19 protein-coding genes, 1 tRNA gene and 1 riboswitch are annotated in these 26258 nt (G+C 73.0%); of the genes, 5 read left to right on the top strand and 15 right to left on the bottom strand.

Translation table 11 applies throughout. The annotated features are described in order from the left end of the window. Positions 1 to 29: 29 nt before the first annotated feature. Positions 30 to 944 (bottom strand): 1,4-dihydroxy-2-naphthoyl-CoA synthase, encoded by a 915-nt coding sequence (locus U874_RS0105145; protein ID WP_025133477.1) that lies wholly within the window; start codon positions 942 to 944, stop codon positions 30 to 32. 68 nt (positions 945 to 1012) lie between these two features. Between U874_RS0105145 and U874_RS0105140 the strand changes: the two genes are divergently transcribed. After that, a complete protein-coding gene (locus U874_RS0105140) occupies positions 1013 to 2047 on the top strand; it encodes an o-succinylbenzoate synthase (RefSeq protein WP_029987698.1) in 1035 nt (344 codons plus the stop codon). A 29-nt stretch (positions 2048 to 2076) separates the two neighbouring features. Here U874_RS0105140 and U874_RS0105135 read toward each other — a convergent pair whose 3' ends face one another. After that, complete coding sequence (locus U874_RS0105135; protein ID WP_025133475.1) at positions 2077 to 3843, bottom strand: AMP-binding protein; 1767 nt, start codon at positions 3841 to 3843, stop codon at positions 2077 to 2079. A gap of 82 nt (positions 3844 to 3925) precedes the next feature. After that, positions 3926 to 4459 carry an adenine phosphoribosyltransferase gene (locus tag U874_RS0105130; RefSeq protein ID WP_025133474.1) on the bottom strand — a complete coding sequence of 178 codons (534 nt, stop codon included), beginning with the start codon at positions 4457 to 4459 and terminating at the stop codon, positions 3926 to 3928. A 177-nt stretch (positions 4460 to 4636) separates the two neighbouring features. On the opposite strand from U874_RS0105130, the gene U874_RS0105125 reads away from it, so the two are divergent. Next, positions 4637 to 4710, top strand: a tRNA-Arg gene (locus U874_RS0105125). Positions 4711 to 4915: 205 nt separating this feature from the next. On the opposite strand, the gene U874_RS0105120 is transcribed toward U874_RS0105125, so the two are convergent. From U874_RS0105120 to U874_RS15650, 6 genes are all read right to left on the bottom strand, one after another. Further along, positions 4916 to 5371 carry a DoxX family protein gene (locus U874_RS0105120; protein ID WP_025133473.1) on the bottom strand — a complete coding sequence of 152 codons (456 nt, stop codon included), beginning with the start codon at positions 5369 to 5371 and terminating at the stop codon, positions 4916 to 4918. A 130-nt stretch (positions 5372 to 5501) separates the two neighbouring features. After that, the gene (locus tag U874_RS14705) at positions 5502 to 7049 is read right to left on the bottom strand and encodes a GGDEF domain-containing protein (protein WP_025133472.1); all 1548 of its coding nucleotides are present in this window, start codon (positions 7047 to 7049) and stop codon (positions 5502 to 5504) included. Continuing rightward, positions 7046 to 7870 (bottom strand): alpha/beta fold hydrolase, encoded by an 825-nt coding sequence (locus U874_RS0105110; RefSeq protein WP_081809901.1) that lies wholly within the window; start codon positions 7868 to 7870, stop codon positions 7046 to 7048. Before U874_RS0105110 ends, U874_RS14705 begins: the two co-directional genes overlap by 4 nt. A 39-nt stretch (positions 7871 to 7909) precedes the next feature. After that, positions 7910 to 9094 (bottom strand): HTTM domain-containing protein, encoded by a 1185-nt coding sequence (locus tag U874_RS0105105; protein WP_025133470.1) that lies wholly within the window; start codon positions 9092 to 9094, stop codon positions 7910 to 7912. Next, the gene (locus U874_RS0105100) at positions 9091 to 9963 is read right to left on the bottom strand and encodes a DUF5819 family protein (RefSeq protein WP_157834210.1); all 873 of its coding nucleotides are present in this window, start codon (positions 9961 to 9963) and stop codon (positions 9091 to 9093) included. Before U874_RS0105100 ends, U874_RS0105105 begins: the two co-directional genes overlap by 4 nt. Positions 9964 to 10066: 103 nt before the next feature. After that, positions 10067 to 13651, bottom strand: coding sequence for a choice-of-anchor G family protein (locus tag U874_RS15650; RefSeq protein ID WP_025133468.1), 3585 nt, complete (start codon positions 13649 to 13651; stop codon positions 10067 to 10069). 407 nt (positions 13652 to 14058) lie between these two features. Between U874_RS15650 and U874_RS15320 the strand changes: the two genes are divergently transcribed. Then, complete coding sequence (locus U874_RS15320; protein WP_115651493.1) at positions 14059 to 16551, top strand: LuxR C-terminal-related transcriptional regulator; 2493 nt, start codon at positions 14059 to 14061, stop codon at positions 16549 to 16551. A gap of 40 nt (positions 16552 to 16591) precedes the next feature. Here the strand turns inward: U874_RS15320 and U874_RS0105085 are convergent, their stop codons facing one another. Genes U874_RS0105085 through fepB form a run of 5 tightly spaced genes read right to left on the bottom strand, consistent with a single transcriptional unit; the run spans position 16592 to position 21455 of the window. After that, positions 16592 to 17425, bottom strand: coding sequence for a siderophore-interacting protein (locus U874_RS0105085; RefSeq protein WP_025133466.1), 834 nt, complete (start codon positions 17423 to 17425; stop codon positions 16592 to 16594). Further along, entirely contained in the window at positions 17422 to 18345 is a 924-nt protein-coding gene (locus U874_RS0105080) for an ABC transporter ATP-binding protein (RefSeq protein WP_025133465.1), read from the bottom strand. Before U874_RS0105080 ends, U874_RS0105085 begins: the two co-directional genes overlap by 4 nt. A gap of 11 nt (positions 18346 to 18356) precedes the next feature. After that, on the bottom strand, positions 18357 to 19376 hold the full coding sequence (locus U874_RS0105075; RefSeq protein ID WP_025133464.1) for an iron chelate uptake ABC transporter family permease subunit: 1020 nt from the start codon (positions 19374 to 19376) through the stop codon (positions 18357 to 18359). Further along, on the bottom strand, positions 19373 to 20455 hold the full coding sequence (locus tag U874_RS0105070) for an iron ABC transporter permease (protein ID WP_025133463.1): 1083 nt from the start codon (positions 20453 to 20455) through the stop codon (positions 19373 to 19375). Before U874_RS0105070 ends, U874_RS0105075 begins: the two co-directional genes overlap by 4 nt. Before the next feature lie 4 nt (positions 20456 to 20459). Further along, on the bottom strand, positions 20460 to 21455 hold the full coding sequence (fepB, locus tag U874_RS0105065) for a Fe2+-enterobactin ABC transporter substrate-binding protein (RefSeq protein ID WP_025133462.1): 996 nt from the start codon (positions 21453 to 21455) through the stop codon (positions 20460 to 20462). 93 nt (positions 21456 to 21548) lie between these two features. Here fepB and U874_RS0105060 point away from each other — a divergent pair, with 93 nt between their 5' ends. Next, complete coding sequence (locus U874_RS0105060) at positions 21549 to 23027, top strand: helix-turn-helix domain-containing protein (RefSeq protein ID WP_025133461.1); 1479 nt, start codon at positions 21549 to 21551, stop codon at positions 23025 to 23027. 136 nt (positions 23028 to 23163) lie between these two features. Next, positions 23164 to 25233 (top strand): MMPL family transporter, encoded by a 2070-nt coding sequence (locus tag U874_RS0105055; RefSeq protein ID WP_025133460.1) that lies wholly within the window; start codon positions 23164 to 23166, stop codon positions 25231 to 25233. A gap of 46 nt (positions 25234 to 25279) precedes the next feature. Here U874_RS0105055 and U874_RS0105050 read toward each other — a convergent pair whose 3' ends face one another. Further along, entirely contained in the window at positions 25280 to 25984 is a 705-nt protein-coding gene (locus U874_RS0105050; RefSeq protein WP_025133459.1) for an MgtC/SapB family protein, read from the bottom strand. A 64-nt stretch (positions 25985 to 26048) separates the two neighbouring features. Then, positions 26049 to 26217: riboswitch (M-box (ykoK) riboswitch) on the bottom strand. Positions 26218 to 26258: the final 41 nt, after the last annotated feature.

The following is a 26258-nucleotide window of genomic DNA, read 5'->3' as shown; positions in this document are numbered from 1 at the left end:
TCGGCGCGGCCCCACGTGCGTCCCGGCCCCTAGAAGTGGTACGGGAAGGGCGACCAGTCGGGCTCGCGCTTCTCGAGGAACGAGTCACGGCCCTCCACGGCCTCGTCGGTGCCGTACGCGAGGCGCGTCGTCTCACCGGCGAAGAGCTGCTGGCCCACGATCCCGTCGTCGACGGCGTTCATCGCGTATTTCAGCATGCGGATCGCCGTGGGCGACTTCCCGAGGATCGTGCGCGCCCACGCGATGCCCGTGGTCTCGAGCTCGGCGTGCGGCACGACCGCGTTCACGGCGCCGATCTCGCGCGCACGCTCGGCGTCGTAGGTCTCCGCGAGGAAGAAAATCTCGCGCGCGAACTTCTGCCCCACCTGCCGGGCGAAGTAGGCGCTGCCGTAGCCCGCGTCGAAGGAGCCCACATCGGCGTCCGTCTGCTTGAACTTCGCGTGCTCCCGGCTCGCGATCGTCAGGTCGCAGACCACGTTCAGCGAGTGCCCGCCGCCCGCCGCCCAGCCGGGCACGAGCGCGATGACCACCTTCGGCATGAAGCGGATGAGCCGCTGCACCTCAAGGATGTGCAGGCGCCCGGCGCGGGCGCGCTCCTCGGGGCCCACCGCGGTCTCCGAGTCGGCGTACTTGTACCCGTCGCGGCCGCGGATCCGCTGGTCCCCGCCCGAGCAGAACGCCCACCCGCCGTCGCGCTCGGAGGGTCCGTTGCCCGTGAGCAGCACGACGCCCACGCGGGGGTTCACCCGCACGCGGTCGAGCGCGTCGTAGAGCTCGTCGACCGTGTGCGGGCGGAACGCGTTGCGCACCTCCGGGCGATCGAAGGCGATGCGCGCGATGCGGCCGTCCCGGCTCAGGTGCGCGGTGATGTCGGTGTACTCGGCCGCGCCGGGGGCGAGCTCCCACTCGGCGGGGTCGAAGAGTTCGGAAACCTGCTGCGTCATGCCCCCAGCCTATTCGGCGGGCGCCGCGCCGGGCACCCGCCGTGGGCGGCCCTCCGTACACTCGAAGCATGAGCGACGCACGCAGCGGGATCCCGGCCCTCGACGAGGTGCTCGACGCCCTCCGCGTGGTCGCGATCCCCACCCGCACCCGGTTCCGCGGGATCACGGTGCGCGAGGCCGCGGTGTTCGACGCCCCGGAGGGCGCGAGCGAGTTCTCGCCGTTCACGGAGTACGGCGACGCCGAGGCCGCGGCCTGGCTCGCGGCGGCGCTCGACTTCGGGTGGCAGCCGCAGCCCGCACCGCTTCGCGAGCGGGTCGAAGTGAACGCCACCGTGCCGGCGGTCCGACCGGAGGAGGTGCCCGGGATCCTCGCGCGCTTCCCCGGCTGCCGCACCGCGAAAGTGAAGGTGGCCGAGCGCGGCCAGAGCCTCGCCGACGACCTCGCGCGCGTGCGGGCCGTGCGGGAGGCGATGGGGCCCGAGGCCCGCGTCCGCGTCGACGCGAACACCGGCTGGAGCGTCGACGAGGCCGTGACCGCACTCACCGCGCTCGCCCAGTTCAACCTCGACTACGCCGAGCAGCCGTGCGTCTCCGTCGCCGAGCTCGCGGAGGTGCGCGCCCGGCTGTCGGCGGCCGGGGTGCCGGTGCGCATCGCGGCGGACGAGAGCGTGCGGAAGGCGGAGGATCCCCTCGCGGTCGCCCGCGCCGGGGCCGCCGATCTCATCATCGTGAAGGCGCAGCCCCTCGGCGGCGTGCGCCGCGCCCTCGGCATCGTGGCGGAGGCCGGTCTCCCCGTCGTCGTCTCGAGTGCGCTCGACACCTCAGCGGGAATCGCGATGGGCGCCCAGCTCGCGGCCGCGCTCCCGGAGGGCGTCCTCGACGGCGCCTGCGGGCTCGGCACGGTCGCCCTGCTCGGCGGCGACGTGACACGCACGCCGATCCTGCCCGAGCAGGGGTCGATTCCCGTGGGCCGGCCGCTCCTCGATCCTGAGCTGCTCGCCCGCGCCGCCGCGTCCCCCGAGCGGACCGCCTGGTGGCGGGAGCGCGTAACCCGCTGCCACGCGCTCCTCACCGCGCCGGATCCCGCGCGCGCTCGGGCCTAGCACGCCGCCCGCGGACTCCCGATCCGGCCTCAGCCCTTGAGACCCGGGAAGTCCTCCTCGCGCCACTCACCTGCGGGCCGCTCGCCCGCGGCGTGCGCGGCCAGCTCGCGCTCCCGCAGCTCGACGCGGCGGATCTTCCCGGAGGTGGTCTTCGGCAGTTCGAAGAACTCGACCCGGCGCACGCGCATGTAGGGCGGCAGCGCCACGCGGGCGTGCGCGAGGATCTCGCGCGCCGTCTCCTCGGACTCGGGCACGCCCGCGGCGAGCGCGACGTACGCCTTCGTCACATTGAGGCGTGTCTCATCGGGAGCACCGACCACGGCGGCCTCGGCCACGTGCGGGTGCTCGAGCAGCGCGCTCTCCACCTCGAACGGCGACACTTTGAAGTCGCTCGACTTGAACACGTCGTCGGTGCGCCCCACGAAGGTGAGCACGCCGCCCTCGCCGCGCTGCGCCACATCGCCCGTGTGGAACAGGCCGTGCTCGGTCGCCCGTGCGGTCGCGGCCTCGTTGCCGAGGTACTCCGTCATGAGGTTGATCGGAGCGTGGCGAGGCGCATCCCCGTCGCGCGCGGGATCGGCGGGCTCGATCCGCAGGCAGATCTCGCCCTCCTCCGCCTCGGCGCCCGTCACGGGGTCAATGAGCACGGCGTCGACGCCGGGCAGCGGCAGGCCCATCGCGCCCGGCACGATCGGGTCGCCGGGCATGTTCGCGATAAGCGCGGTCGTCTCCGTCTGGCCGTAGCCGTCGCGGATCTCGAGCCCCCACCACTCCGAGATGCGGGCGATCACCTCGGGGTTCAGCGGCTCCCCCGCCGACACGACCTCGCGGAGCGCGTGCGGCTTCCGGTCCAGGCGGTGCTGGATCAGCATGCGCCACACGGTGGGCGGGGCGCAGAAGGTGTGCACGCCCACGCGGTCGAGCTCGGAGACGAGGAACTCGGCGTCGAAGCGCGCGTAGTTCGCGACGAAGATCGTGGCGCCCACGTGCCAGGGCCCGAAGAAGCTCGACCAAGCGTGCTTCCCCCAGCCGGGGGCGCTGATCACGAGGTGCGTGTCGCCCGGGCGCACGCCGAGCCACGACATCGTCGTCAGGTGGCCGAGCGGGTAGCTCGTGTGCGAGTGCACCACGATCTTCGGGAGGCTCGTGGTGCCCGAGGTGAAGTAGATGAGCGCGGGATCGGTGCTGCGCGTCGTCTTCGGCACCGCACCGGCGCCGGCCGAGCGCGATTCCTCGTAGTGCGCCCACTCCCAGAGCGCGGCGCGCTGATCCTTTGTCCCGGCCGCGAGCCCGACGCCGACGCCGCGGTACGAGCCAGGCACCTCCGTGAACTTCACGGCGTCCTCCGGGGCGGCGAACACCCAGCGCACACGCGCGCGCTCGACGCGGTCGACGAGTTCGTGCGAGCCGAGCACGACCGAGGTGGGCAGGATCACGACGCCGATCTTCATCGCGGCGAGCATGATCTCCCACAGCTCGACGCGGTTGCCGAGCATCAGCATGGCGACGTCGCCCGCGCGCGCCCCGATCGAGCGGAGCCAGCCGGCCACCTGATCCGAGCGGCGCTTCAGCTCCGCGAACGAAAGCTTCAGCTCGCTGCCGTCCTCCTCGGAGATCCACAGCGCCGTCGTGTCGTTGCCCTCGGCGATCACATCGAACACGTCGTGCGCCCAGTTGAACGCGTCGCCCACATCGGGCCAGCTGAACTCGGCGCGAGCGCGGGCGGGGTCACCCGCGCTGGCGAGCAGCTGATCGCGTGCGGCGAAGAATGCGGCGGAGGCGTCGGTCTGGGTCATGGGGTCTATTCTCCACCGACCGGGGCCGCGATCCCGCATGCGGCCGGGCGCGGGGTCGCGCGCCGGGTCGCGCGCAGCTGGCTCAGCTGTGGAAAACGGTGTGCAGCTTCGGGTCGTTGAGCGCGTCCCGCCCGCCGAGATCCTCGATCTCGAACAGCACCGAGGTGCCCGCCACCTCGTAGCCGAGCTCGCGCATCAGCGAGTGCGCGGCGACCAGCGTGCCGCCCGTGGCCAGCACGTCGTCGATGAGGAGCACGCGGGAGCCGCGCGGGAAGTCCGCGTGCGCCTCGACCACGGCGACGCCGTACTCGAGCGAGTAGTCGATCTTGGCGGCCGGGCGGGGCAGCTTGCCCGCCTTGCGAATCGGCATGAGGCCGGCCCCGCTCGCGTAGGCCGCGGCGCTCGCGAAGAGGAAGCCGCGGGCCTCGAGCCCGGCGACCACGTCGAAGGTGCCGGCGAACGGCGCGATGAGCGCGTCCACGGTGGCGCGGAACGCGGGGCCGTCCGCGAGCAGCGGGGTGATGTCCCGGAACAGGATCCCGGCTGCCGGGTAATCGGGCACCTCGAGGATCAGCGACTCGGCGCGGGCGAGCTGCGGCTCAGCGGCGGGCGTCATCGGGGCGGCGGCGGGCATCGTGGTGTTCTCAGGCACGCAGACCAGGGTACCGTGCCCGGCTGGCCGGGCTGGCCTGGGGTGGGTGCGCGCGACACCCGCCACACGCCCGGGATGCACACCTGAATTTTCGTTTCCCCGGAGCCTCGTGTAATGTTTACCGAGTTGGGTCACCAACGTGCGCCCCTAGCTCAGCTGGATAGAGCATCTGACTACGGATCAGAAGGTCGGGGGTTCGAATCCCTCGGGGCGCGCAGCTTGGCTCCCACCGTTCGCGGTGGGAGCCTTTTTCGTGTGCGCGCACCGCGTGGATCGCACGCACACACACCCCTCTTCTCGGAGAAATCCACAATCTCGGAGCCGGCGCCCGCAGTTTCTCCGAGATCGCAGATTTCTCCGAGAGTATTGCCCCCGCCCAGTCACGGCACCCCGGGGGCGCCGTCTCCCTCGCCGCGGAAGCTACCGCGCGGGCCGGGCCTCTCGGATGCGCGCAGTCCGCTTCGAGAGCAGCGCATCGATCGAGATTCGGCCGGGTCCGGTCAGCGCAAGCGCGAGCGCTGCGGCCCCCAGCACCGCGACGAACTCGAAGCCGCCGCCGTCGACCCACAGGCCGGCCGAGGCGTGCACCAGCACGAGCGCACCCACCATGTCGAGCGCGAGGAGCAGGCCGACCGTTCGCGTGAAGCCCCCGATCACGAGCAGCACACCTCCGAAGGTTTCGAGCAGCGCAACGGCGGGAGCCACGATCACCGCCGCGGGCACCCCCATCGCTTCAAACGATGCCGTTGTCCCCGCGAGCGTGAACTCGAGCAGCTTCTGGAGGCCGTGCGCCGCGAAAATGCCGCCGGCGACGACGCGCAGCAGGAGGAGCCCCCAGGCCGTTCGGGTATCGGGAAGCAGGGTCGAAGTAGTCATATTCCATCCTTTAGTTGAAGCGACAACCTTTGCTTCAACCCTAGGGACTGGGGATTCCCCGTTCCCGGGACTTCCCAGATTCCCAGGAGAACCCAGGGAGGGCGACGTGAGAAACCAGCGCTCGAGGCGCTTATCCGAGCGGCCAGCGGCGCAGCACGACGGCGTCCTTGCCCCCGCGCTTGGCCGCGTACATCGCAGCATCCGCCGCGGCCAGAAGCTCCGGGGCCGACGGCGCCTGCCCGCCCGGAGCCCGACCGTCGTCGAGCGGTCGAAGCGGGTCCCAGTGCACCACGCCCACGCTGCTCGAGAGCGGCCACCCGGCTGCGCCGCCCTCGAGCGGTGCGCGGGTCGTCGCGCAGATGCGCCCGGCCAGTTCAAGCGCGGCGTCCTCCGAGACCCCGCCCGCGACCACAACGAACTCATCGCCGCCGAGGCGGGAGACGGTGTCAGTGCGGCGCGAGTCCGCCCGGAGCCGGGCCGCCACCGAGCGCAGCACCTCGTCGCCGGCCTGGTGCCCCGCCCCGTCGTTGATCGCTTTGAAGCCGTCGAGGTCGAGGAACAGCACGGCGCAGCCCTCGCCCGTGCGCTGCGCCTCGCCGAGCGCGCGGTCGAGCCGCTCAGTGAGCAGCGCGCGGTTCGGCAGCCCGGTGAGGCCGTCGTGCAGTGCGCGGTGGCGCAGCTGATCCTGCAGTTGCAGGTGCTCCAGCACCCGTTCGGCTTGAGCGGCGATCGAGCGAAGCGTCTCGAGCTCGTGCCCGTCGAGCGCGCGCGGGCGACGGAACCAGCACCGGATCTCGCCGAACACGACCCGGCCGGGCGCCCCCTCCTGCACGATCGGGGTGATCACGAGGGCTTCTACGCCGGCGCGCGCGAGGCGCTCGGCCGCCGCCGGGTCGTCCGCCTCGCGGGCCGCTGCGACCAGCTCGGCGGGATCGTGGCAGACCAGTTGCTCGGGCGTCGACCGGATCGTCGCGAGCTGCGCCTCCTCGGTGGGCGCCGATCCCCAGCTCCGCTGACCGGACCCCGAGGCCGGCTGCTCGTGGTCGACGAGCGCCACGCGGGTCCACGCCGCTGCGGTCACGCGCGCGGCGGCAGCGACGAGCGCCGCGCCCAGGTCGTCGAGCCCGGTCGCCACCGCGAGCGCGCTCGTCGCGCTGTGCAGCACGGCCAGCCGCTCGTGGGCGAGCTCGGCCTCCCGGCGCGCGCCCAGCAGCTCGCGCTCGAAGGCGATGCGGGCGCCCGCGTCGAACGCGGCGATGCGCACGATGCGGCGCCCCTCGGCGTCGGTGCGGAGCTCGGCGTTGCAGAGCGCGGAGCGGCGCGCGCCCCGGTCGTCGCGGAGTTCGAGCACGATGTCGCGGGCGCTCCCCGTCTCGACGAGCTGCGGCACGATCCGCGTCTCGTAGAGCAGTCGGGCGGCGGGGGTGAGCCACTCGACCAGGTTTCGGCCACGCGCGGGCCGCGCCGCGTCAGATCCGGATCCAGGCTCAGCGTCGGATTCGGATCCCGCGCCTGGCCCTCCCCCGGATCCCCCGATCCAGCGCCGCATCGCCCCATTGGCGGCGAGGACGACGCCGTTCAGATCGACGGCGAGCAGCGCGACGGGGCTCTCCGCGAGGAGCTCGGCAGGGCTCGCCGCGCTCGCACCGGCATCCGCGGGGTGCACCGCGCCGCTCACAGGGCAGCCTGGATGTGGCTCACCACCAACTCGGGTTCGGTCAAGTGCACGAAGTGCCCCGCGGACTCGAGCTGCACGAGCCGGCTGCGCGGGATCCGCTCGTGCAGGTACGCACCGATGTGCGGCGGGCAGATGATGTCACCGGCCGACTGCAGGATCACGCTCGGCACCGTGAGCTCGTGGAGCCGGTTGCGCACGTCGCTGAAGAAGACGACCCGCGCGAAGTGCTTGGCCACCCGCTGCGGCGTCGTGGCGAAGAGCTCGCGAACGCGGTCGGTGACCTCGGGCCGATCGTCGCGGGCCGTCACGGCGGGCGCGAGCGATGCCGCCCAGCTCGGCTGGTTCGCATCGATCGCGTCGATGAGCCCGAGCACGTCCTCCCGGGTGAAGCCGCCCGCGTAGCCCTCGTCGTCGAGGTAGCGCGGCGACGGCGAGACCATGATGATCTGCGCGAAGAGCTCCGGGCGCGCGATCGCCGCGAGCGCGCCGATCATGCCGCTCGCGGAGTGCGCGACGAGCACCGCATCGCGCGCGTCCACGGCGTCGAGCACCTCAACGAGGTCGGCGGCGTAGCCGTCATAGGAGTCGTAGCGCTGCTCGTCGTAGGCCGCGAGGTCGGAGGCCCCGGATCCCACGTAGTCGAAGAGCACCACTCGATGATCCGCGGCGAAGTGCTCCGCGATGGCGCGCCAGGTCGATTGGTTCGTGCCGTAGCCGTGGGCGAACACCATGACGGGCCCGTCCTCAGGGCCCAGCAGCGTCACCGCATTGCGCTCCATCACCTGCGCCGCGCTCGGCGCAGTCCGCTCCGGTCCACCCATGATCGCCTCCCCGTCGTGTGACCCTCTCTCGAGAGTATGTCACGGGATCGCGGGGGCGTGGGCGGGTGCCCGCTCCGGCTCCGCCGGTCGTTCCGGATCGCGCTCCGCCGGCCCGGCCGCACCATTGCCGTCGGCGCCCGGATCACCGGGTTCCGGCTCGGCGCCGCCCGTCACGGCAGGCGCTTCGGCGGCCGACGGCGTCGGCCCCGCGGCGGCCCGCGGCCTCCGCCCCCAGCGTTCGCGCACCCAGGCGATCGCCCGCTCCCAGGTCCGCTCCCGGATAAAGATCATGTCGCCGAGGATCATGACGAGGGAGAACCAGGGCAGCGCGAGGAGGATCCCGATCGAGGCGTGCATGCCGGTGACGAGGATCAGACCGACCACTCGGGTCCAGCGCGTGAGCAGCAGCACGGGGAAGAGGAGCTGCCCGTAGACGCTCAGCCAGGAGGCGACGAACACGGCGGGCGCGAACTGCCAGGCGAGATGGTTGAGCCACGGGAACAGGGTGAGTTCCTCGAGCTGCAGCGGGTAGTACGCGGCGACGCCGGACACCCACGTGGTGCCCTGGAGCTTCCACAGCGCGCTCGTGACGTAGATGATGCAGAGCTGGTACGCGATGAGGATCACCGCGACATTGTTCGCGAGCGTGGGCACCCAGCGCGGCAGGCGGTTCCGGCCGAAGCCCAGCGCAGGATCCTCGGCTCCGCGACGCGCGCGCCGGCGCGCGTCGAGCGACCAGCACCGGGAGGTGTCCGCGAGGAGCAGGAAGAGGAGGAAGATTCGGAAGGTCTGGTAATGGCCCGTGTTGAGGATCACCGGGTTCGTCACGGCGAATCCGAGCCAGAGCATCACGAAGACGGGCGAGACGATGCGCATGCGCCATCCGAGCGCGTAGAGCACCGCGACGGCCATCAGCACGAGCACCTTGATGAAGAGGAGGGTGTCTGGCTCGTCGCGCGCGAAGAGCTGCGGAATCGGCCACAGGTACTCGTTCACCGAGGAATTGCGGAAGAGCGCCTCACCCCAGCGTGATCCCGCCCCAAACGAGTAAGAGAGGTTCGGGAGGTAGAGCGCGAGGATCACGACGGTCATCGAGCCGAAGCCGATCCGCATGAGCGCGAGGCCGTGGCTCGCGTGCCGGGTCTCGGTGAGCCAGCGCAGCACGAACTCCCAGAGCCGGGCGAAGATGTTCGTGGGGGACGCGGTCATCTGGTGTCCGCTCATCGTGCTTCCTCCTCGAGTGCTGCACCGGCTTCGGGGGCGGCCCCAGCCTCGGTCTGGTCCGACTGCTCGGCCTGCTCGGCCCAGGCGCGGAAGGTGCGCGCGAAGGCCTCGCGGTCCTGGCCGGGCCACTCCATCGGCGGCACCCAGCCGAGGTCGGTGTACTTCGATGGCGGGCGCTCCGCGTCCGGGTCGTTGCGGTCGGCCCAGCGGATCACGGGATCGTAGACGGCGCGCACCTGAACGCCCTCGATGGTGCCCTGCTCGCCCCACATGGCGTAGGCCACCTGCGTGGCGTACGAGGTCGCGTAGTTGTCGGCGCGGATGAACTCGTCGACCGCGGCGGTCGCGGAGTCGTCGGCGGCGAGCATCGCGTCGCGGAGGGCGTAGAGCGCTTCGCCGCCCAGGTGGTTCTCGGCGACGACGGCGCGGTGCTCCTCGTTCAGCTTCGAGTACGCCCCCATGAGGCGCTCGGCGCCCACGATCGAGAGCTGCTTGCGGAGCGTCTTCCGGTAGGTCGAGGAGAGCTCGACGTGCGTGGCGTTGATCCACTCGGTCGCCGTCTTCTCCCCCGACTCGTCGGCGACCCAGGCTCGCACCCAGAGCTGCCGGTCCGTGTCCGCGGGGTCGGGGGCGAAGATCTTGTAGTCCTGCACCAGGTACGGCCGCACGTACTGGTCTGCGACGGCACCGGGGAGCACGTCGTACTTGATGGCCGCGTTCGGCGTGTTCACGACCGCGGTGAGGAACATGTGCACCGCGACGAGGAGGAGCACCACCCCTGCCGCGATCTGTGCAGCGCGGGGTATCCGCACCCGGGCGGCCTGCTGCTGAGCTTCGCGCTCCGCGGGTTTCGACGCGTGATCTGCCATTGACCGCTCCCCTGCACCAATTACGTCTTCACTTGCTCAGCATAGGGAATGGTGGCCCCCGCGACTACTCCCGCGGGGACCACCATTTCCGTGTGTGCTGCGGCTACTCGGCGGCGCGCACGTCGCGGCTGCGACGGCGTCCGACGACCAGCGCTCCGGCGCCCGCTGCGAGGCTGAGGATGGTCAGCAGCACGAGGGGCCCGACTTCGGCTCCCGTCACTGCCAGGCCACCGCCGGACTTCGCGCCGGGGACCCCCGGCGTGCCCTTCCCGGGAACACCGCCCGAGACCTGGACGGTCACGGAGGCTTCCGCAGTGCGGCCGCTCTCCTGGCCGAGCGCGGTGAACCGAGCGGTTCCCGCTGCCCAGTCCGCGGGCACCTTCCAGCTCGTCACGAACGCTCCGTTGGCGTCGGCCGTGACCGTCACGGTGCCGCCGGTCGGGAGGGTGATGACCACCTTCTCGCCGCCCAGGAAGCCGGTACCGCTCAGCGTGACCGTGTCACCGGGAGCCACCGTCCCCGGCGTCGCCGTCAGGGTCGCGGTCTTCCCACCGGGAGGGTTCCCACCCGGGTCGGTGCTGGGATCGGTGCTGGGATCGGTCGCCGGATCGGTGCCGGGGTCCGTTGCCGGATCCGTACCGGGATCGGTCGCCGGATCGGTGCCCGGGTCCGTCGCCGGATCCGTCGCGGGGTCCGTACCCGGATCCGTGCCCGGATCGACGCGCGGGTCCGTGCTCGGGTCCGTGCCCGGGTCCGTGCCCGGATCAGCACCCGGATCAGCACCCGGGTCCGTACCCGGATCCGTGCCGGGGTCAGTGCCCGGGTCGGTGCTCGGGTCCGTACCGGGGTCCGTGCCCGGATCAGCGCCCGGATCGGTGCCCGGGTCCGTGCCGGGATCAGCACCCGGATCCGAACCGGGGTCCGTGCCCGGATCAGTACCGGGGTCCGTGCCCGGATCAGCACCCGGATCGGTGCCCGGGTCCGTACCGGGGTCCGCACCCGGATCCGAACCGGGGTCCGCACCCGGATCCGTACCGGGGTCCGTACCGGGATCAGCACCCGGGTCCGTACCGGGGTCCGCACCCGGATCCGTAGCAGGATCGGTGCCCGGGTCCGTACCGGGATCAGCACCCGGGTCCGTACCGGGGTCCGCACCCGGATCCGTAGCAGGATCGGTGCCCGGATCCGTACCGGGATCGGCGCCCGGATCAGTTCCCGGATCCGTACCGGGATCAGCACCCGGGTCCGTACCGGGGTCAGTACCGGGGTCAGTACCGGGGTCAGTACCGGGGTCCGTGCCCGGATCGGTGCTGGGGTCGGTACCCGGCTCAACGCCGGTGTCCGTGCTCGGATCAGTACCGGGATCCGTGCCCGGATCAGTACCCGGATCCGTGCCCGGATCCGTACCCGGATCAGTGCCCGGCTCTACACCCGTATCCGTGCTCGGATCCGTACCGGGATCGGTCCCCGGATCAGTACCGGGATCGGTGCTCGGGTCCGTGCCCGGATCAGTACCGGGATCCGTGCCCGGATCAGTACCGGGGTCCGTACCGGGATCCGTACCCGGATCAGTACCGGGATCCGTACCCGGGTCCGTACCCGGATCAGCGCCGGGATCCGTACCGGGGTCAGTCCCCGGGTCCGTACCGGGGTCCGTACCCGGATCAGTTCCGGGGTCCGCGCCAGGGTCCGTGCCCGGATCGGTACCGGGGTCCGCGCCAGGGTCCGTGCCCGGATCGGTACCGGGGTCCGCCCCGGGATCCGTGCCCGGATCAGCGCCAGGGTCCGTACCGGGATCAGCACCCGGATCGGTACCCGGATCAGCGCCCGGATCGGTACCCGGATCAGCGCCGGGATCCGTACCGGGGTCAGTCCCCGGGTCCGCACCAGGGTCCGTGCCCGGATCGGTACCGGGGTCCGCGCCAGGGTCCGTGCCCGGATCGGTACCGGGGTCAGCCCCGGGATCCGTGCCCGGATCAGCGCCCGGGTCCGTACCGGGATCAGCACCCGGATCGGTACCCGGATCAGCGCCCGGATCGGTACCCGGGTCCGTGCCCGGATCAGTTCCGGGGTCCGCACCAGGATCGGTCCCCGGCTCGGTCGCGGGATCCGTGCCCGGATCGTCGGCGAGCGCGCGCACCGACGCCGAGCCGAACTGCAGCGCAACCGCACCGTTCGTCGCGACGTTCGGCAGCACGCTCACGTTGAGCGCGCGCACCGTGAAGCTGTCCGCCCCGAGATCGCCCGGGGTGACCTGCTGATTGATCGTGATGCTCGCGACACCGCGCAGCACCGGTCCGATGCCGTCGGTGAGCAGACCGCTCACAATCGGCGAGAGCCAGCTCATGAGTCCCGGCTGCAGGTTCCCGAGCACCGCGGTCACCGTGCCGCCCAGCGCGGCCCCGATCGGGGCGATCGCACCCGTCAGGAGGCTGATGATGGGCTGCAGCACGGCGCCGACGGGGATCCCCGCGACGTTGATCTGGCTGGTGTCCACGACGGGTGCCGGCTTGCCGGGAGTCCCGATGAAGCCGCCGATGGAGCCCGCGATCGTCACGGGGGCCTTCACGAGCGGAATCGTGGTGACCCCGAGGTTGACGCTGATGTCGGCCTCGATGCTCACGTTGACGGCGACGTCGTAGATGCCGGTCGAGATGATGCTCACCGTCTTCGACAGCAGCGAGTTCGGCCCGGCGCCCGTGAGCGCGTCGGTGACGCCGTCGAGGATCGCGTTGACGGTCGCCCCGTCGAGCACCTCGGTGTTCGCCGGCAGGGAGCTCAGCGAAGTGGCGCCCGTGCGGTCGACGACGAGGCTGCCAAGGTCCACACTGACGGTGCCCGTGCTCAGATCGACGAGGACGCTGCCGTCGGCGTTCGAGAGCGGCTCCGCGAGGAGCGTGGTGCGCACCGTGTCGAGCAGGGGCTGCGTGTCGATCGATGCCGAGTTCAGCTGCGCGTCGACGAGCGGCAGCGCGTCGATGCCCTGGACGAGCGTGGCGAGCACCGTCTCGATCCCGCCGCCGGGCGCGAGGAGCGCCTGGATCGGCTGGAGGAGCGTGCCGAGCTGGGTGTTGAGCTGCGTGACGAGCCCGCCGACGAGCGGGCTGTGCAGGTCGACGTTCAGGTCGCTCAGCATGTACTCGCTCGTGGTCGTGCCCGCCGAGCTGCTCGCCTGCGAGCCCAGCGCACCGATCCCGATCGCGGCCTCATCGACCAGCGTGTTCACGAGGCTCGGGTCGATGATCTGCGTGAGCAGCGAGTTCGCGTCGAGCCGCGCGGTGCCGTACTGGCCGTTCGATGCCGCATCGATGTTGAGCGAGCCGTCGGAGTTGATCAGGCCGGAGGAGGCGACGCTCGACGTAGCGCTGCTCGACGCGCTGTAGCTCGAGATGAGCCCGAGGTTGCCGAGGCGGAGCAGACCGGGATCGGTGTCGTTCGGCTTGATGACCGGCAGACTCACCGTCCCCAGCTGCAGATTGGCCAGGCCGTTCAGCACCGAGAGGTTCAGTGGGTCAGCGGCCGGCGTCGGGTTCCCCGGGAAGTCGGAGAGCGTCGTGGCTGCTCCCGCGACGTCGAGCCCGAGGCCCTCCGCCCAGAACCAGTGACCGTGCGCCGCGGAGTCCGCCGTAACCGTCGGGGTGTCCGCGTACGCTGCGGGGGCTGCGAAGAGCCCCGAAGCTGCGACCACGGCGGCAGCGGTTCCGAGGGCGAGACCTCGGAACCGGCTCCCTGGCGGGATCGCTTCATGTGGATGTTGTCTCAAGATCCCTCACCTTTGCTCAGATTTCAGGAGAAGCCGGCCGGATCGGACCCTCACCGCTTGCACGGGTCCGACAGCGCAACTTGTGGGGAGCCTATGCGCGGCGCGGAACCGCGGGCAAAGGACCTCCGGGCCCCCGAGGCCGGAAAGCACATGACCTGAGATGTTTTTGCGAACTACTGAGAGACCCGAGAAGAATGCCTGTTCGCGTGCACTTTCTCCCCGATGATGAGAAGTTTCCTCTTCCCTGGCTCCTTCGGTTGACAGTAGGATCCGGGAAGAAGTGTCGGCTCGGACGGGCGGCCCCCACGGGGTCGTGGAGGAGTTGAACGGCAATGGGGACAGAAGCGCTCAGTACGCGCATGCCGGTGGTGGCGGAACTCATCACCGTGCTCAAAAACGACCAGAACGCGCTGGTCACCGGGCCGAGCGGTTCGGGGAAGAGCCACGTGCTCCGCGACCTCGCCGCCGCGCTGCGCGCGACGGGGCACCGCGCCGTCGAATTCGACTGCGCGGACCGGGCCGCACGCCAGGCGCTCCGCGACGAGATCCACGCTCCGCAGATCGACCCGGCGTTCTTCCTCCTCGACAATTTCGAGCAGGCGGACACGAGCACTCTGCACGCGCTCCTCGACCTCGACGAGCGGGGCCGCCGGGCGGTCGCGGCGCTCGAGACCGGGAACCAGCGCACGCCCTACCTCCGGGCGGTCGACGAGGTCCTGCGGGATCGGGAGCCCGCCGCCCCACGCATCGCGGCGGTGCGCCAGTTCCCGCTCCGCCCGCTCGCGTTCCACGACATCGCCTGGCTCGTCCACGAGTTGAGCCCCACCATGCTGAACTCGGCGACGGTGCACACGATCGCCTCGCTCGCGGCCGGGCGGCCCGCCTGGGCGCTCGATCTCCTGGTGCTCGCCGAGCACGGGGCGCTCACCCATCTGCCTCGGCCCGGGATCGTGGAGCAGATCCCGCGCGAGCTGAACCTCCCCGGGATGCGAGCGGTGGTGCGGTCGGCGGGCCCGCTCACCCCCGCGAGCGCCACCGCCGCGCTGCTCTCCGCCGAACTCGGCCCCACCGACTACGCACTGCTCGAGGACCACCTCGGCGCCCGCGCGGTGCGGGAGCTCGGCGAGCGGGGCGTGCTCACTCGCGCGCCCGAGAGCGACCACTACGCCGTGCTCCCGTTCGTGGCGGCGGCCCTGCGCCCCTTCGCGGCCCCGGAGCTCCTCTCGGAGGGCCGCCGGGCGATCGCCGAGTATCTCGTGGCGCAGGAGGCGATCGGCATTCCGCTCAGCACCTCGGAGACGCTCCGCTGCGCGCGCGGCCTGGCCTTCTCCGATGACGATCGTGCCCCGCTCCCCCACCGCGAGGCGCGCGTGCGCGTGCTGCACCGCGCGACGACGAGCAGCGTCGCGATGCGGCACGACTCCCAGGCGCGGGCGTTCCTGCTCCGGACGGGGGCGGCGAATGCGCCCCTCTCCGGCACCGCGCACGCGCAGGTGGTGGGCGCGCTCGTGGGCGCGGGCGCGGCACTCGACCTCCTCGACGCGCACGGCGGAGACGCGCCGCGAGACGCGACTCGGCGGAGCGCGCTGCGAGCCGCAGCCGCCGCCGAGGCGGGCGGCGCGCTCACCACGGCCGCCCGGACCGATGACACCGCCGAACCCACCGAGACCGAGCGGGTCACCGCGTGGTGGAACTCGAACGAGCCCCTCGGGGCCGTGCACAGCACGCTGCGCCACCTCTCCGACACCGCGGAGCCCGAGACCGCCGCCCTCGCGGCGGCGCTGTTCGAACTCGACTCGGTCTGGAACGGCAGATTGCCGCGCGGCACCTGGATCGCGAGCGGGGCGCGTATCCCCGCACTCCCGGTAAGCCCCGCTGGCTCCGACGACCTCGTGGCGGGCACGCTCCTTCTCGCACGCGGCGTCACCGTCTTCCTCGCGGGCGAACTCGCCCTGCGCGCCGACGAGCTGATCGCGGCGAGCACCGCCTCGGCGACGCCGGAGGCGCACGCGCGCTGGATCCGCCACCTCGTCGCCGCGGGCGAGGCGCTCGCCTGCGGCCACGCGGAGCGCGCCGCCCTCGAGTGGTGCCTGCTCGAAGACACGGCACCCCGCGCCACGGCGCTGCGCCTGCGCGAGTGCCTGCGCACGATCGGCGACTCCATCACCGCCGCCTCGGCCGCCGAGACCTCGGCGGCCGCACCCGGCGGGCGGCCGCTCACGCTCGAGCACTTCACCCGCTACCTCACCGGGCACCACTCCTCCCTGCGGCAGGCCGAGACCACCGACGACCCCGAGAGCGAGACGCTCCCCGTGCTCCGCTTCGCGCGAGCGCACCTGACCGCGGCGGCGCAGCAGAACCCCGTGGAGCTCGTGCGCGCGGCGCAGCGGCTGCAGCGGCTGGAGCTCTGGGCGCCCGCCGCCTTCGCCGCATCGACCGCGCGCACGATCTACCTGAGCCGGCGCACCGTGAGCGGCGTGCGCGAGTGCGACGACCGGCTCGACGCGCTCGAAGCGCACCTTGCGGGCTCGCTGCCTTGGTACCGCACGGGCACCCTCCCCACCGCGCACTTCGCGCGGCTCACGCCTCGGGAACTCGAGGTGGCCCGCCTCGCGGCGAAAGGGATGTCGAACGCGGCGCTCGCCCTGCGGCTCGGGTGCAGCGTGCGCACGATCGAGTCGCACCTCGCGCAGGCGAAGGCGAAGCTCGGCGCGCACTCGCGGCAGGAGCTCGCGGCGAAACTCTGGGCCGAGGCCCCGCAGCCGGGGCCCGTCGTGCCCCCGCGGCCCGGCGGGCTCACGGCCGTGCCCGCCGAGGCCGTCTGACGGGGGCGCGCAGGCGCCCCCGCAGTCCCCCGCTCAGCGCCTAGATCGCGAGCGCGAGATCGTCGAGCTCGGTCACCGTGCCGCCCGCGGCGAGCGCCTCCTCGTAGGCGGCGAGGCGCTTCGCGTCGATCTCGGTGTTCGTCGTGCCGCGCTTCCAGTAGCCGAACACGGCGACGTCGTCCTTCGCGAGCCCCGCGTCGGTGCGGAAGAACGCGCGCACCTGGCGCATCTCATCGCGCTCGCCCGCGCCCCACACGACCACCCGCGCGGGATCGGGCACCTCGCCGAGCTGGGAGGCGAAGCCCGCGCCCGGCGCGATCCGGGTGAGTTCGAGGCCCGGCAGCTCGGGCAGCTCGGCGAACGCGGTCTCGTCGTCGGTCGCCACCCAGCCGCGGCCCGTCGTGCCCGGAGCGGTCTGCTGCAGGATCGCGTAGAGCGCGGGGATCGACGTGGCGTCGGCGAAGAGCACCACCTCGCGGCCCTCGGGCTCAGGGATCGCGAAGTGCGGGCGGGGGCCGCCGAACTCGACCGTGTCGCCCACGGCAAGGGAGTCGAGCCACTGCATCATGGGGCTCGCCGCGCCGTGGCGCACGACGTCGACCTCGATCGTGCGCGCCTCCGCGTCGGCGGAGCGGACGGTGTACACGCGCGACGTCGCCCCGAACCGCTCGTCGAGGTAGAAGCGGATCGCCACGTTCGGGCGGTGCCAGAGGGGCTCCTCGGCGAGGCCGGGCACGTGCAGCACGACGCGCACGAGCTCGGGGGTCACCTCCACGATGCCGCGCACGGTTGCGGTGTCGAGCTGGAGCCCGCGGTTGTGATCCTCGGAGCGGATCGCTGCGGAGCGGTGCAGGGGGGTGGTCGACTCGGTCATACGGACTCCTTCTGATCGGCCGCGAGCGCGGGGGCCGCGGCGGGGGTGGGGCGTGCGGGAGGCTGGAGGCGCGCGGCGCGGCGATCGCGCGGCACGATGAGCGGGCTGCCGGTCTCCGGGTCGGGGATCACGCGCGCGTCGAGGTCGAACACCTCGCGCAGCAGTCCGGCGGTGATCACCCGCTCGGGCGCCCCCTCGGCCACGATCGCGCCGTCGCGCATCGCGACGATGTGGCTCGCGTAGCGGGCGGCGAGGTTGAGGTCGTGGAGCACGGCGACGAGCGTGCGGCCCGCGGCGTGGAGCCGCGAGCACAGATCGAGCACGTCAATCTGGTGGGCGATGTCGAGGTAGGTGGTGGGTTCGTCGAGCAGCAGGATCGGCGTCTCCTGGGCCAGCGCCATGGCGATCCACGCTCGCTGCCGCTGCCCGCCGCTCAGCTCCTCGACCAGCCGATCGGCGTGCGCGTCCATGCCGACCTCCGAGAGCGCGGCCGCGACGGCGGCCTCATCCCCCGGACTCCACTGCCGGAGGAGGCTCTGGTGCGGGTTCCGCCCCCGTGCCACGAGGTCGGCGACCGTGATCGCCGCGGGCGTCGCGGGCGCCTGGGCGAGTGTGCCGATGCTCCGCGCGATCACCCGGGTCCGCTGCCCGGCGAGGTCGCGGTCGCCGAGCAGCACCCGCCCGGAGTGCGGCCGGATCATCCGCGCGAGCGCGCGGAGCAGCGTCGACTTGCCGCAGCCGTTCGGCCCGATGATCACGGTGAAACCGCCATCCGGCACGACGAGGTCGAGACCGGAGACGATCTCCCGGTTGCCGTAGCGAACGGCCAGCTGCTCCGCGGCGAGCCGGGTCCCGGGCGTCGTGGGAACGGCGGTGTCCGGAGCCGGGGTCGCCGGTGCGGGGTTGGTGGTGTGCGTCATGCGGGATCCAATCAGATGCGACGGGCGAGCAGCCAGAGCAGGTAGAGGCCGCCGAGGAGGCTCGTGACGAGCCCCACCGGGGTGCGCATCCCCAGGTCGAGGTGCTGGGCGAGCAGGTCGGCGCCGACGAGCAGGGCCGCGCCGATCAGCCCCGCGGTGCCGACGAGCACGCCGGGCACGGGGAGGAGGCGCCGGGCGATCTGCCCCGCGGCGAAGGCGACGAAGGCGATGGGCCCCGCCGCGGCGGTCGCCGCAGCCGCGATGACGACGGCGATCACCATCGCGCCGAAGCGGAGCCGCTCGGCGGGGACGCCGACCCCGTGGGCGCTGTCGTCGCCCATCTCGAGGATCGCGAGCCCGCGGCTCAGCGTGAGCAGCGCGGGGACGGCGAGGCCGGCGACGACGGCGAGCGCGGCGACGTGCGTCCAGCCGCGCCCCGTGAGCGAGCCCGCGCTCCAGAGCTGCGCGAGGAGCGCATCATCGAGGTCCGCGCGCGCGATGAGCAGCGAGGAGAGGGCGCTCACGACCGCGCCGACGCCGATGCCGACGAGCACGAGACGCAGGCCGCCCGTGATGCCGTCGCGCCGGGCGAGGAGGTAGACAAGCACTGCGGTGAGGAGACCGCCGAGCACGGCGGCGACGGCGGTCTGCAGCATCCCGCCGCCGAGCACGACGATCTGGAACACGGCGGCCGTGGCCGCGCCCGAGGTGAAGCCAATGATGTCGGGCGAGCCGAGCGCGTTCCGGGAGAGCGATTGGAAGACCGCGCCGCTCATGCCGAGGAGCGCCCCGACGAGCGCTGCGGTGAGCGCCCGAGGCAGGCGCCGGCCGAGCACCGAGCGGGTCACGGAGGGCCGCGCCTCGCCCGTGAGCACGGCGGGGAGATCCGCGAGCCCGTGCTGGGTCGCGCCGATCACGAGCGAGCCGAGCACGAACACGGCGAGGACGACGAGGATCGCGATTCCCGTGACGACCGTGCGGGCCCGCACGCGCACCGCGACCGGGCCGATCCGGATCAGCGTGCCGCTCACAGCGCGGCCACCCGGCGCGAGCGCACGAGCGCGACGAAGAGCGGGCCGCCGAAGAGCGCGGCGGCGACGCCCGTCTGCACCTCGGCGGGGGCGGCGAGCGCGCGCCCGAGGGTGTCCGCGACGACGAGGAGCGTCGCCCCCACCACGAGCGAGGCCGGGATGAGGCGGCGGTGCTCGTTGCCGGCGCAGAACCGGGCGATGTGCGCGGCGCCGAGGCCGATGAAGCCGATGGGCCCGGCGGCCGCGGTCGCGGCGCCCGCGAGGAGCACGACCGCGAGGGCCGCGCCGAGCCGGGCGCCGGCCACGGGGGTGCCGATCGCGGCGGCGACCTCGTCGCCAAGCGCGATCGCGTTGAGCGGGCCGATGAGCGCGAACGCGCACAACAGCCCGAGGAGGAGGAACGGGAGCACCGCGAGGAGGACGTCGAAGCCGCGCCCCTGGAGCGATCCGAGCGCCCAGTAGCGATAACTGTTGAACGCGGCCTCGTTGCTGAGGATGACCATCTGGGTGAGAGCACCGATCACGATGCTCACGGCCGTCCCCGCGAGCGCGATCCGCACGGGCGTCGCCGCGCTCCGGCGGGCGGTGCCGAGGAGCGCCACGAGCACCGCGGTGAGCGCGGCGCCCGCGAACGCGAACCAGATGTAGCCGCTCGGGCGGTCGATCCCGAACAGGGCGATGGCGATCGCGACGCAGAGCGCGGCGCCCGCGTTGATGCCGAGGATGCCGGGATCCGCGAGCGGGTTGCGCGTCACCGACTGCATGAGCGCACCGGCGACGCCGAGCGCCGCGCCCACCACGATTCCGAGCACGATTCGTGGCAGGCGCGACTGCACGACGACGAGGTGCGCGTCATCCGCCGGGTCGTAGGAGGTGAGCGCGGCGACCACGGTCGCCGGGTCGATGGCGAGCGAGCCGAGCCCGAGCCCGAGCACCGCCGTCACCGCGAGGAGCCCGAGGCAGCCGGCGATGAGGAGGAGCGTGCGGCGCGTCTGCGCGGCACGCCCGCCCGGGCGGCCCGCCGGCCGAGCGGCGGGCGGCGCCCCCGGTCGGACGGCGGGGCGGGTGGGCACGCTCACCGGATCAGCCCGAGAAGGTATCGACGAGCAGCTCGACCGTCAGCTTGGCGCTGTAGTAGTCGAGACGGAACGACTGGGTGCCGAGCGAGAAGACGCGCTCCCCGGCGACCGCGGGCTGGTTGGCGAGGAGCGGGTCGCCCGTGAAGTCGGCCACGGGGTCCCCGCCGCCCATCGCGACCGTGAGGATCGTCTGCGCGTTCTTCAGTCCGGCGGCCGAGTTCTCGCTCGTGAGCACGTCGACGCCGCGGCCGCTCTGGCCCTCGCTCGTGAACTCCTCGATCACGGGCGCGTACTCGAAGCCGAGCGCTGTGAGCAGCTGGGCCTGGGGGCTGTCGGGGGTGAAGGCCCAGGAGCCGTCGGCGCCCATGTAGACGAGCGCGGTGGTGGGCTGCTCGGGGAGCGAGATGAGCTTCGCCTGCTCGCTCACCCACGAGTCGTACTCCGCGATACGCTCGGCGGCTTCGTCCTCGAGGCCCGTGATCTTGCCGAGCTCGGTGGTGAGATCCTGCCAGGTCATGCTGCTGTAGTCGAGCATCACGGTGGGGGCGATCTCGGACAGCTGCTCGTAGGCGTCGCCCGTCGCGTCGCCGCCGTTGGCGGAGCCGATGATGAGATCGGGTTCGAGCGCGTCGACGCCGTCGATGTCGAGCGTGAGGTTCGGGTACGCGACCTCGACGCCGCGCTCCTTCGCGACGTCGGCCCACTGCGTGAAGAAGCCCTGGTCGTCGGTGAGCGGCGTGACGGTCGCGGCGCCAGATCCGACGAGCGGGGCGTCGATCGCGAGGAGGCTGCCCGTGATCGACGGCGAGGTCGAGACGATGCGCAGCGGTGCCTCGCCGAGTTCGGTCTCACCGAGCTCGTGGGTGATCGTGCGCGGCCACTCGCCGCCGGCTGCGGCGCCCGAGTCGGCTCCGGCGTCGGGGGCCGCGGTCGGGCTGCACCCCGCGAGCAGGGCCGCGGCCGCCGCGGCGAGAATGAGGGCTAGGGGTCGTCTGGCCACGCGGCCACCTCCGGGCTGGATCGAGTTCACAGGGCGCACGGGATCCCGCGCGCTATCCTCAACTTAGCCAAGCCTTACTTCCATCTGTTGATTGTGAACGACACCGTGTTACCAGCCCCGCCCCTGCCCGAACCGCTGCTCTACGCGGCGCTCCGGGGCTCCGCGCGCATCATCGCGGACGGGGCGGAGCACCGGATCGCCGCGGGCACCGCGCTCTGGCTGCCCGCCGGCGTACGCGCCGAGGTGCGCCCCGCACCCGGAGCCGTCGTGCTCCCCGTGCCGGCCCGCCCCGGCGGGCCCGCGGTCCCCGCGCGCACCCCGATCGCACCCGAGCAGGTGCCGGGCCTGCTCCACGAGTTCGCCTGCGCGCTCGGTCACCTGACGGGCGAGCACAGCGCCGCCGTCAGCGTGCACGGGGCCGAGGCCAGCCGGGTGAGCCCGCCCCCCGCGCCGCGCTCCGACGAGCTGCGCGACCTCGCCGAGCTCCTCGCCGACGACCCGGATCGCGGCGTCGCCGAGGCCGTGCGCGCGACCGTCTCCGGGTGGAGCGTGCGCACCGTGCAGCGTCGCTTCAGCGCGGAGACCGGCCTGACGCTCACCGCGTGGCTGCGCCAGAACCGCATCGCGGCCGCGGCCGAGCTCCTCGCGCGCGGGCGCGATATCGAGTGGGTGGCCCACCGCGTGGGCTACCGCTCCGTCGCCGGCTTCATCCGCGGCTTCGCGGAGTACGCCGGCACGACCCCCGGCCAGTGGCGGCGCGACGCGACCCTGCCCGCAGCGGGCGACGCCGAACTCCGCGTCCCCGCATCCTGGGAGCGGCGCACGCACCGCACCTGGTCCCGGGTGAACGGCGCGCACATCGCCGTCTGGGCCGCCGAGGGCGAGGCCAGGGTCACCGTCGGCCCCCGCACCATCGCGCTCGCCCCGGGCGAGGCGATCATCATCCCCGCAGGCACGCCGAACCACGTGCAGATCCCGCCCGGCTCGCTGCTCCTGCCGATCGGCTACCGCAGCGGCCGCACCGGCGCCGTGGGCGCACCGCTCACGCCCGCCCAGCTCGGCGGCCTCGAGTCGCTCGACACGGTCGAGTCGATGCTCGCCGCCTACACCCGCGTCGGCACCGCCGGCGTTCCCTCGGGGCGCGGCTTCGCCGCCGCGCTCGCGGGCTCCACGCGTGCGGAGACCGACCCGGACGATGCCGCGCTCGCCCGGCTCGCGAGCCTCATCTCGCGCGCGCCCGACACCCCGCTCGCGCACGCGGCCGCGCAGCTCGGCCGCCCCGAGGCGGAACTGCGCACGCTCGTGCGCGAGCGGACGGGCGAGCCCTTCGCCGTCTGGCTGCGCGCGGCGCGCATGACGCGGGCCCGCACCCGGCTCGGCCACGGCGACTCCCCCTCCGAGGTCTCGCGCGCCATCGGCTACGCCCACCTCCCCGCCTTCACCCGCGCGTTCCGCGCCGTGCACGGGGCGGCCCCGGCCTCCGTCGGCCTCACCGACCTGCGTCCGGCCCGGGCCGCCTGGAGCCACGCCGGGCTCCCCGGCACCACCGCGCAACCGGGCGCGGCCGCGTAACCGGGCGCGGCCGCGCCCGCGTCCGCCGCGCCTCGCCGCACACCCGCACCACCGCGCGCCTCTCATCCGTTCGGATGACGCGGAGTTCACCCGCCCCGCCGATGCCGGATCCCCCGCCGCTTGGTGGGGTAGAAGCATGGATGACACTCACGCGCCCCGGCGCTTCCCCGACCGGCTCGTCTCCCGCCGCGGAGCATGGATCTCGCTCGGCGCGGTGCTCGTCGCGCTCGTCGCCCTCTTCGGGCTCTTCGGCTCGGCGCAGGCGCCCGCCCGGAACTCCGCGGCCCCGCTCGACTCCGAGTCGACGCGGGCCGCAGAACTCCTGCAGCAGTTCCCGGGGGCGGACACGCAGTCCGTCCTCGTGGTCGCGACCCGGGAGGACGGCGCCGCACTCACGCCGGAGCAGCTCGCGTCGCTCGAGCGCTTCGCCCCGCAGCTCGCCGAGGGCGCTGAGGGCGCCGCGGGCGCCGCAGCCCCGGGCGGACCGCTCGTCAGCGAGGACGGCGCGGCCGCGCTCCTCGTCGCACCGATCACCGCGGGTGAGGACAACTCCGCGAACGCCGAGACGATCGCCGCGCTGCGCGCGACCGTCGCCGAGCACGGTCCCGCCGACCTCGTGCTCCAGGTGACCGGCGGGCCCGCCTTCGGCGCCGACATCGCCGGAGCCTTCGCGGGCGCGGACTTCACGCTGCTGCTCGTCACGATCCTGATCGTCGCGATCCTGCTCATCGTCACCTACCGCTCCCCCGTGCTCTGGCTCGTGCCGCTCCTCGTCGTCGCGCTCGCCGACGGCCTCGCCGGCCGCGTCACCGCGGCCGCGGGCGCCGCGTGGGACCTGCAGTTCGACGCGGGCATCATCAGCGTCCTCGTCTTCGGCGCGGGCACGAACTACGCGCTCCTCCTGATCTCCCGCTACCGCGAAGAACTGCTGCTCACCGACGATCACCGGAGCGCCCTGGCGACCGCCTGGCGCAAGACCGCACCCGCCATCCTCGCGTCGAACCTCACCGTCGTCGTCGCACTGCTCACTCTCGTGCTCGCCGTGATCCCGGGCACCCACGGGCTCGGCATCTCCTCGGCGATCGGGCTCCTCATCGCGCTCGCCGCCGTGCTGCTCGCGCTGCCGCCCGTGCTCGCGGTATGCGGGCGCCGCCTCTTCTGGCCGTTCGTCCCGAAGCCCGGCGCGCCCGCCACGCAGGGCCGGGTCTGGCGAGGAATCGCCGCGCGCGTGATGCGCCGCCCCGCGGCGAGCCTCCTCGCCGGGCTCGCGCTCCTCGCGGTGATGGCCGCCGGGCTGTTCGGCACGAGCGTCGGGCTCGACCAGACGGCCAAGTTCCGCGTCGCCTCCGAGTCCGCCGCCGGACTCGAATCGCTCTCCGCGCACTTCCCCGCGGGTGAGGCTCAGCCGATCTGGGTCGTCGCACAGAGCGACGCCTCCCCTGAGGTCGTGGCCGCGGCACGGGAGATCCCCGGCGTCGTGCGGGCCCACCCCGCCGGCCGCACCGAGGACGGCACGCTCACGAAGGTCATGGTGACGAGCGAGTACACGCCGAGCTCGCCCGAGAGCCTCGCGCAGGTCGACGCCCTCCGCGACGCCGTGCACGCGGTACCGGGAGCGGACGCGGTCGTGGGCGGCGCGGTCGCCACCGACGTGGACGCGCGCGCCGGCAACCAGCACGACCTCCTGCTCATCGCGCCGCTCGTGCTCGCCGTCAGCTTCCTCGTGCTGCTCGTCCTGCTCCGCTCGCTCGTCGCCCCCGTGCTCCTGCTCCTCGTGAACCTCGCGAGCGCGGTCGCGGCGATCGGCGCGGGATCCTGGCTCAGCCGGATCCTCTTCGGCCAAGAGGCCCTCGACCTCCAGGTGCCGCTCCTCGCGTTCCTCTTCCTCGTGGCGCTCGGGATCGACTACACGATCTTCCTCGTGCACCGGGCGCGCGCGGAGGCCGAGCGGCACGGCACCCGCGAGGGCATGGTGCACGCGATCGCGCACACCGGCGGCGTGATCACGAGCGCCGGTATCGTGCTGGCTGGGGTCTTCGCGGCGCTCGGCGTGCTTCCGCTCGTGACGCTCGGGCAACTGGGCCTCATCGTGGGCATCGGCGTGCTCGTCGACACCCTCGTGGTCCGCACGGTCGTGGTCCCGGCGATCTTCGGCCTGGCCGGCGACCGCATCTGGTGGCCGGGCCGGCTGCGTAGCCGGGCCTGAGCCGGCCCGAGGCGGGGCGGGGGCGAGCCAGCCCCCGCCCCGCCGCCTAGTCCTCGCCCTCCAACTCGTTCGCCCGCCAGCGCACCGAGGTGACCTCGGGCACAGGGATAATGTCCGCGATCGCCGCCTCGAACGCGGCGTCGCTCCGCTCGAGGGCGGTGAGCCGGGCCGTCAGCTCCACCTCCCCGGAGGCGAGGTCGCGCGCGTCGAGCGAGTGCAGGGTGAACTCCGGTCGCTGCAGCGCGGACACCACCTGGGACCGCGTCGCCACCTCGGCGTCCGTCGCCGAGCGCACCACGAACACGTACTCCGTCGTGACCGCCTCCCGCCCGGTCTCCCGGCTGCGCCGGTCGAGGAGCCGGCCGACCGGTCGCAGCGCCACGTTCGAGAGCATCACGGCCGCGGCGCCACCGACGGCGACGAGGATCAGCCCGCCACCGGCGAGCGCGCCCACGGCGGCCGAGGCCCAGAGCGTCGCGGCAGTGTTGAGGCCCGTAACGGACACGCCCTGCTTCATGATCACGCCGGCGCCGAGGAAGCCGATCCCCGAGACGATCTGCGCGGCGACGCGCGTCGGGTCCGCCCCCTCGAAGCTGAACGCGCCCATGATCACGAAGAGCGCGGAGCCGAGGCTCACGAGCGCGTTCGTGCGGACGCCCGCGGTGCGGGATCGGAGCTGGCGTTCGAAGCCGATCGCCGCGCCGAGCGCGAGGCCTGAGAAGATCCTCAGGGCAAGGTCGAGTGTCTCCATGGTGAACCTCTTTTCCGAGACAGGCGCACGACCGATCGCGTAGGCCGGAACCACCGGGTTCCGTGACACACCTCCACGTCAGAGCTTTGGCACTGCACGACGTATCCTCTGAGGGGAATCCGCTTGGGGCCGACCCTTAAGCCGGGAAGGCCTGTCCTCAGCCTGGGCGTCTCTCGACGTCGTGGGATGAGCGGACTGTGTTCGTGCAGGAGCCTCGCCGAACGAAGCGCTACGTGATGGGAGTATACCCGCGCCGCCGCGACGCAGCGATCCC

Source organism: Leucobacter sp. PH1c (assembly GCF_000633415.1).
In the GTDB taxonomy this organism is placed as follows: domain Bacteria; phylum Actinomycetota; class Actinomycetes; order Actinomycetales; family Microbacteriaceae; genus Leucobacter.
This window is presented reverse-complemented; position numbering and strand designations above follow the sequence as displayed.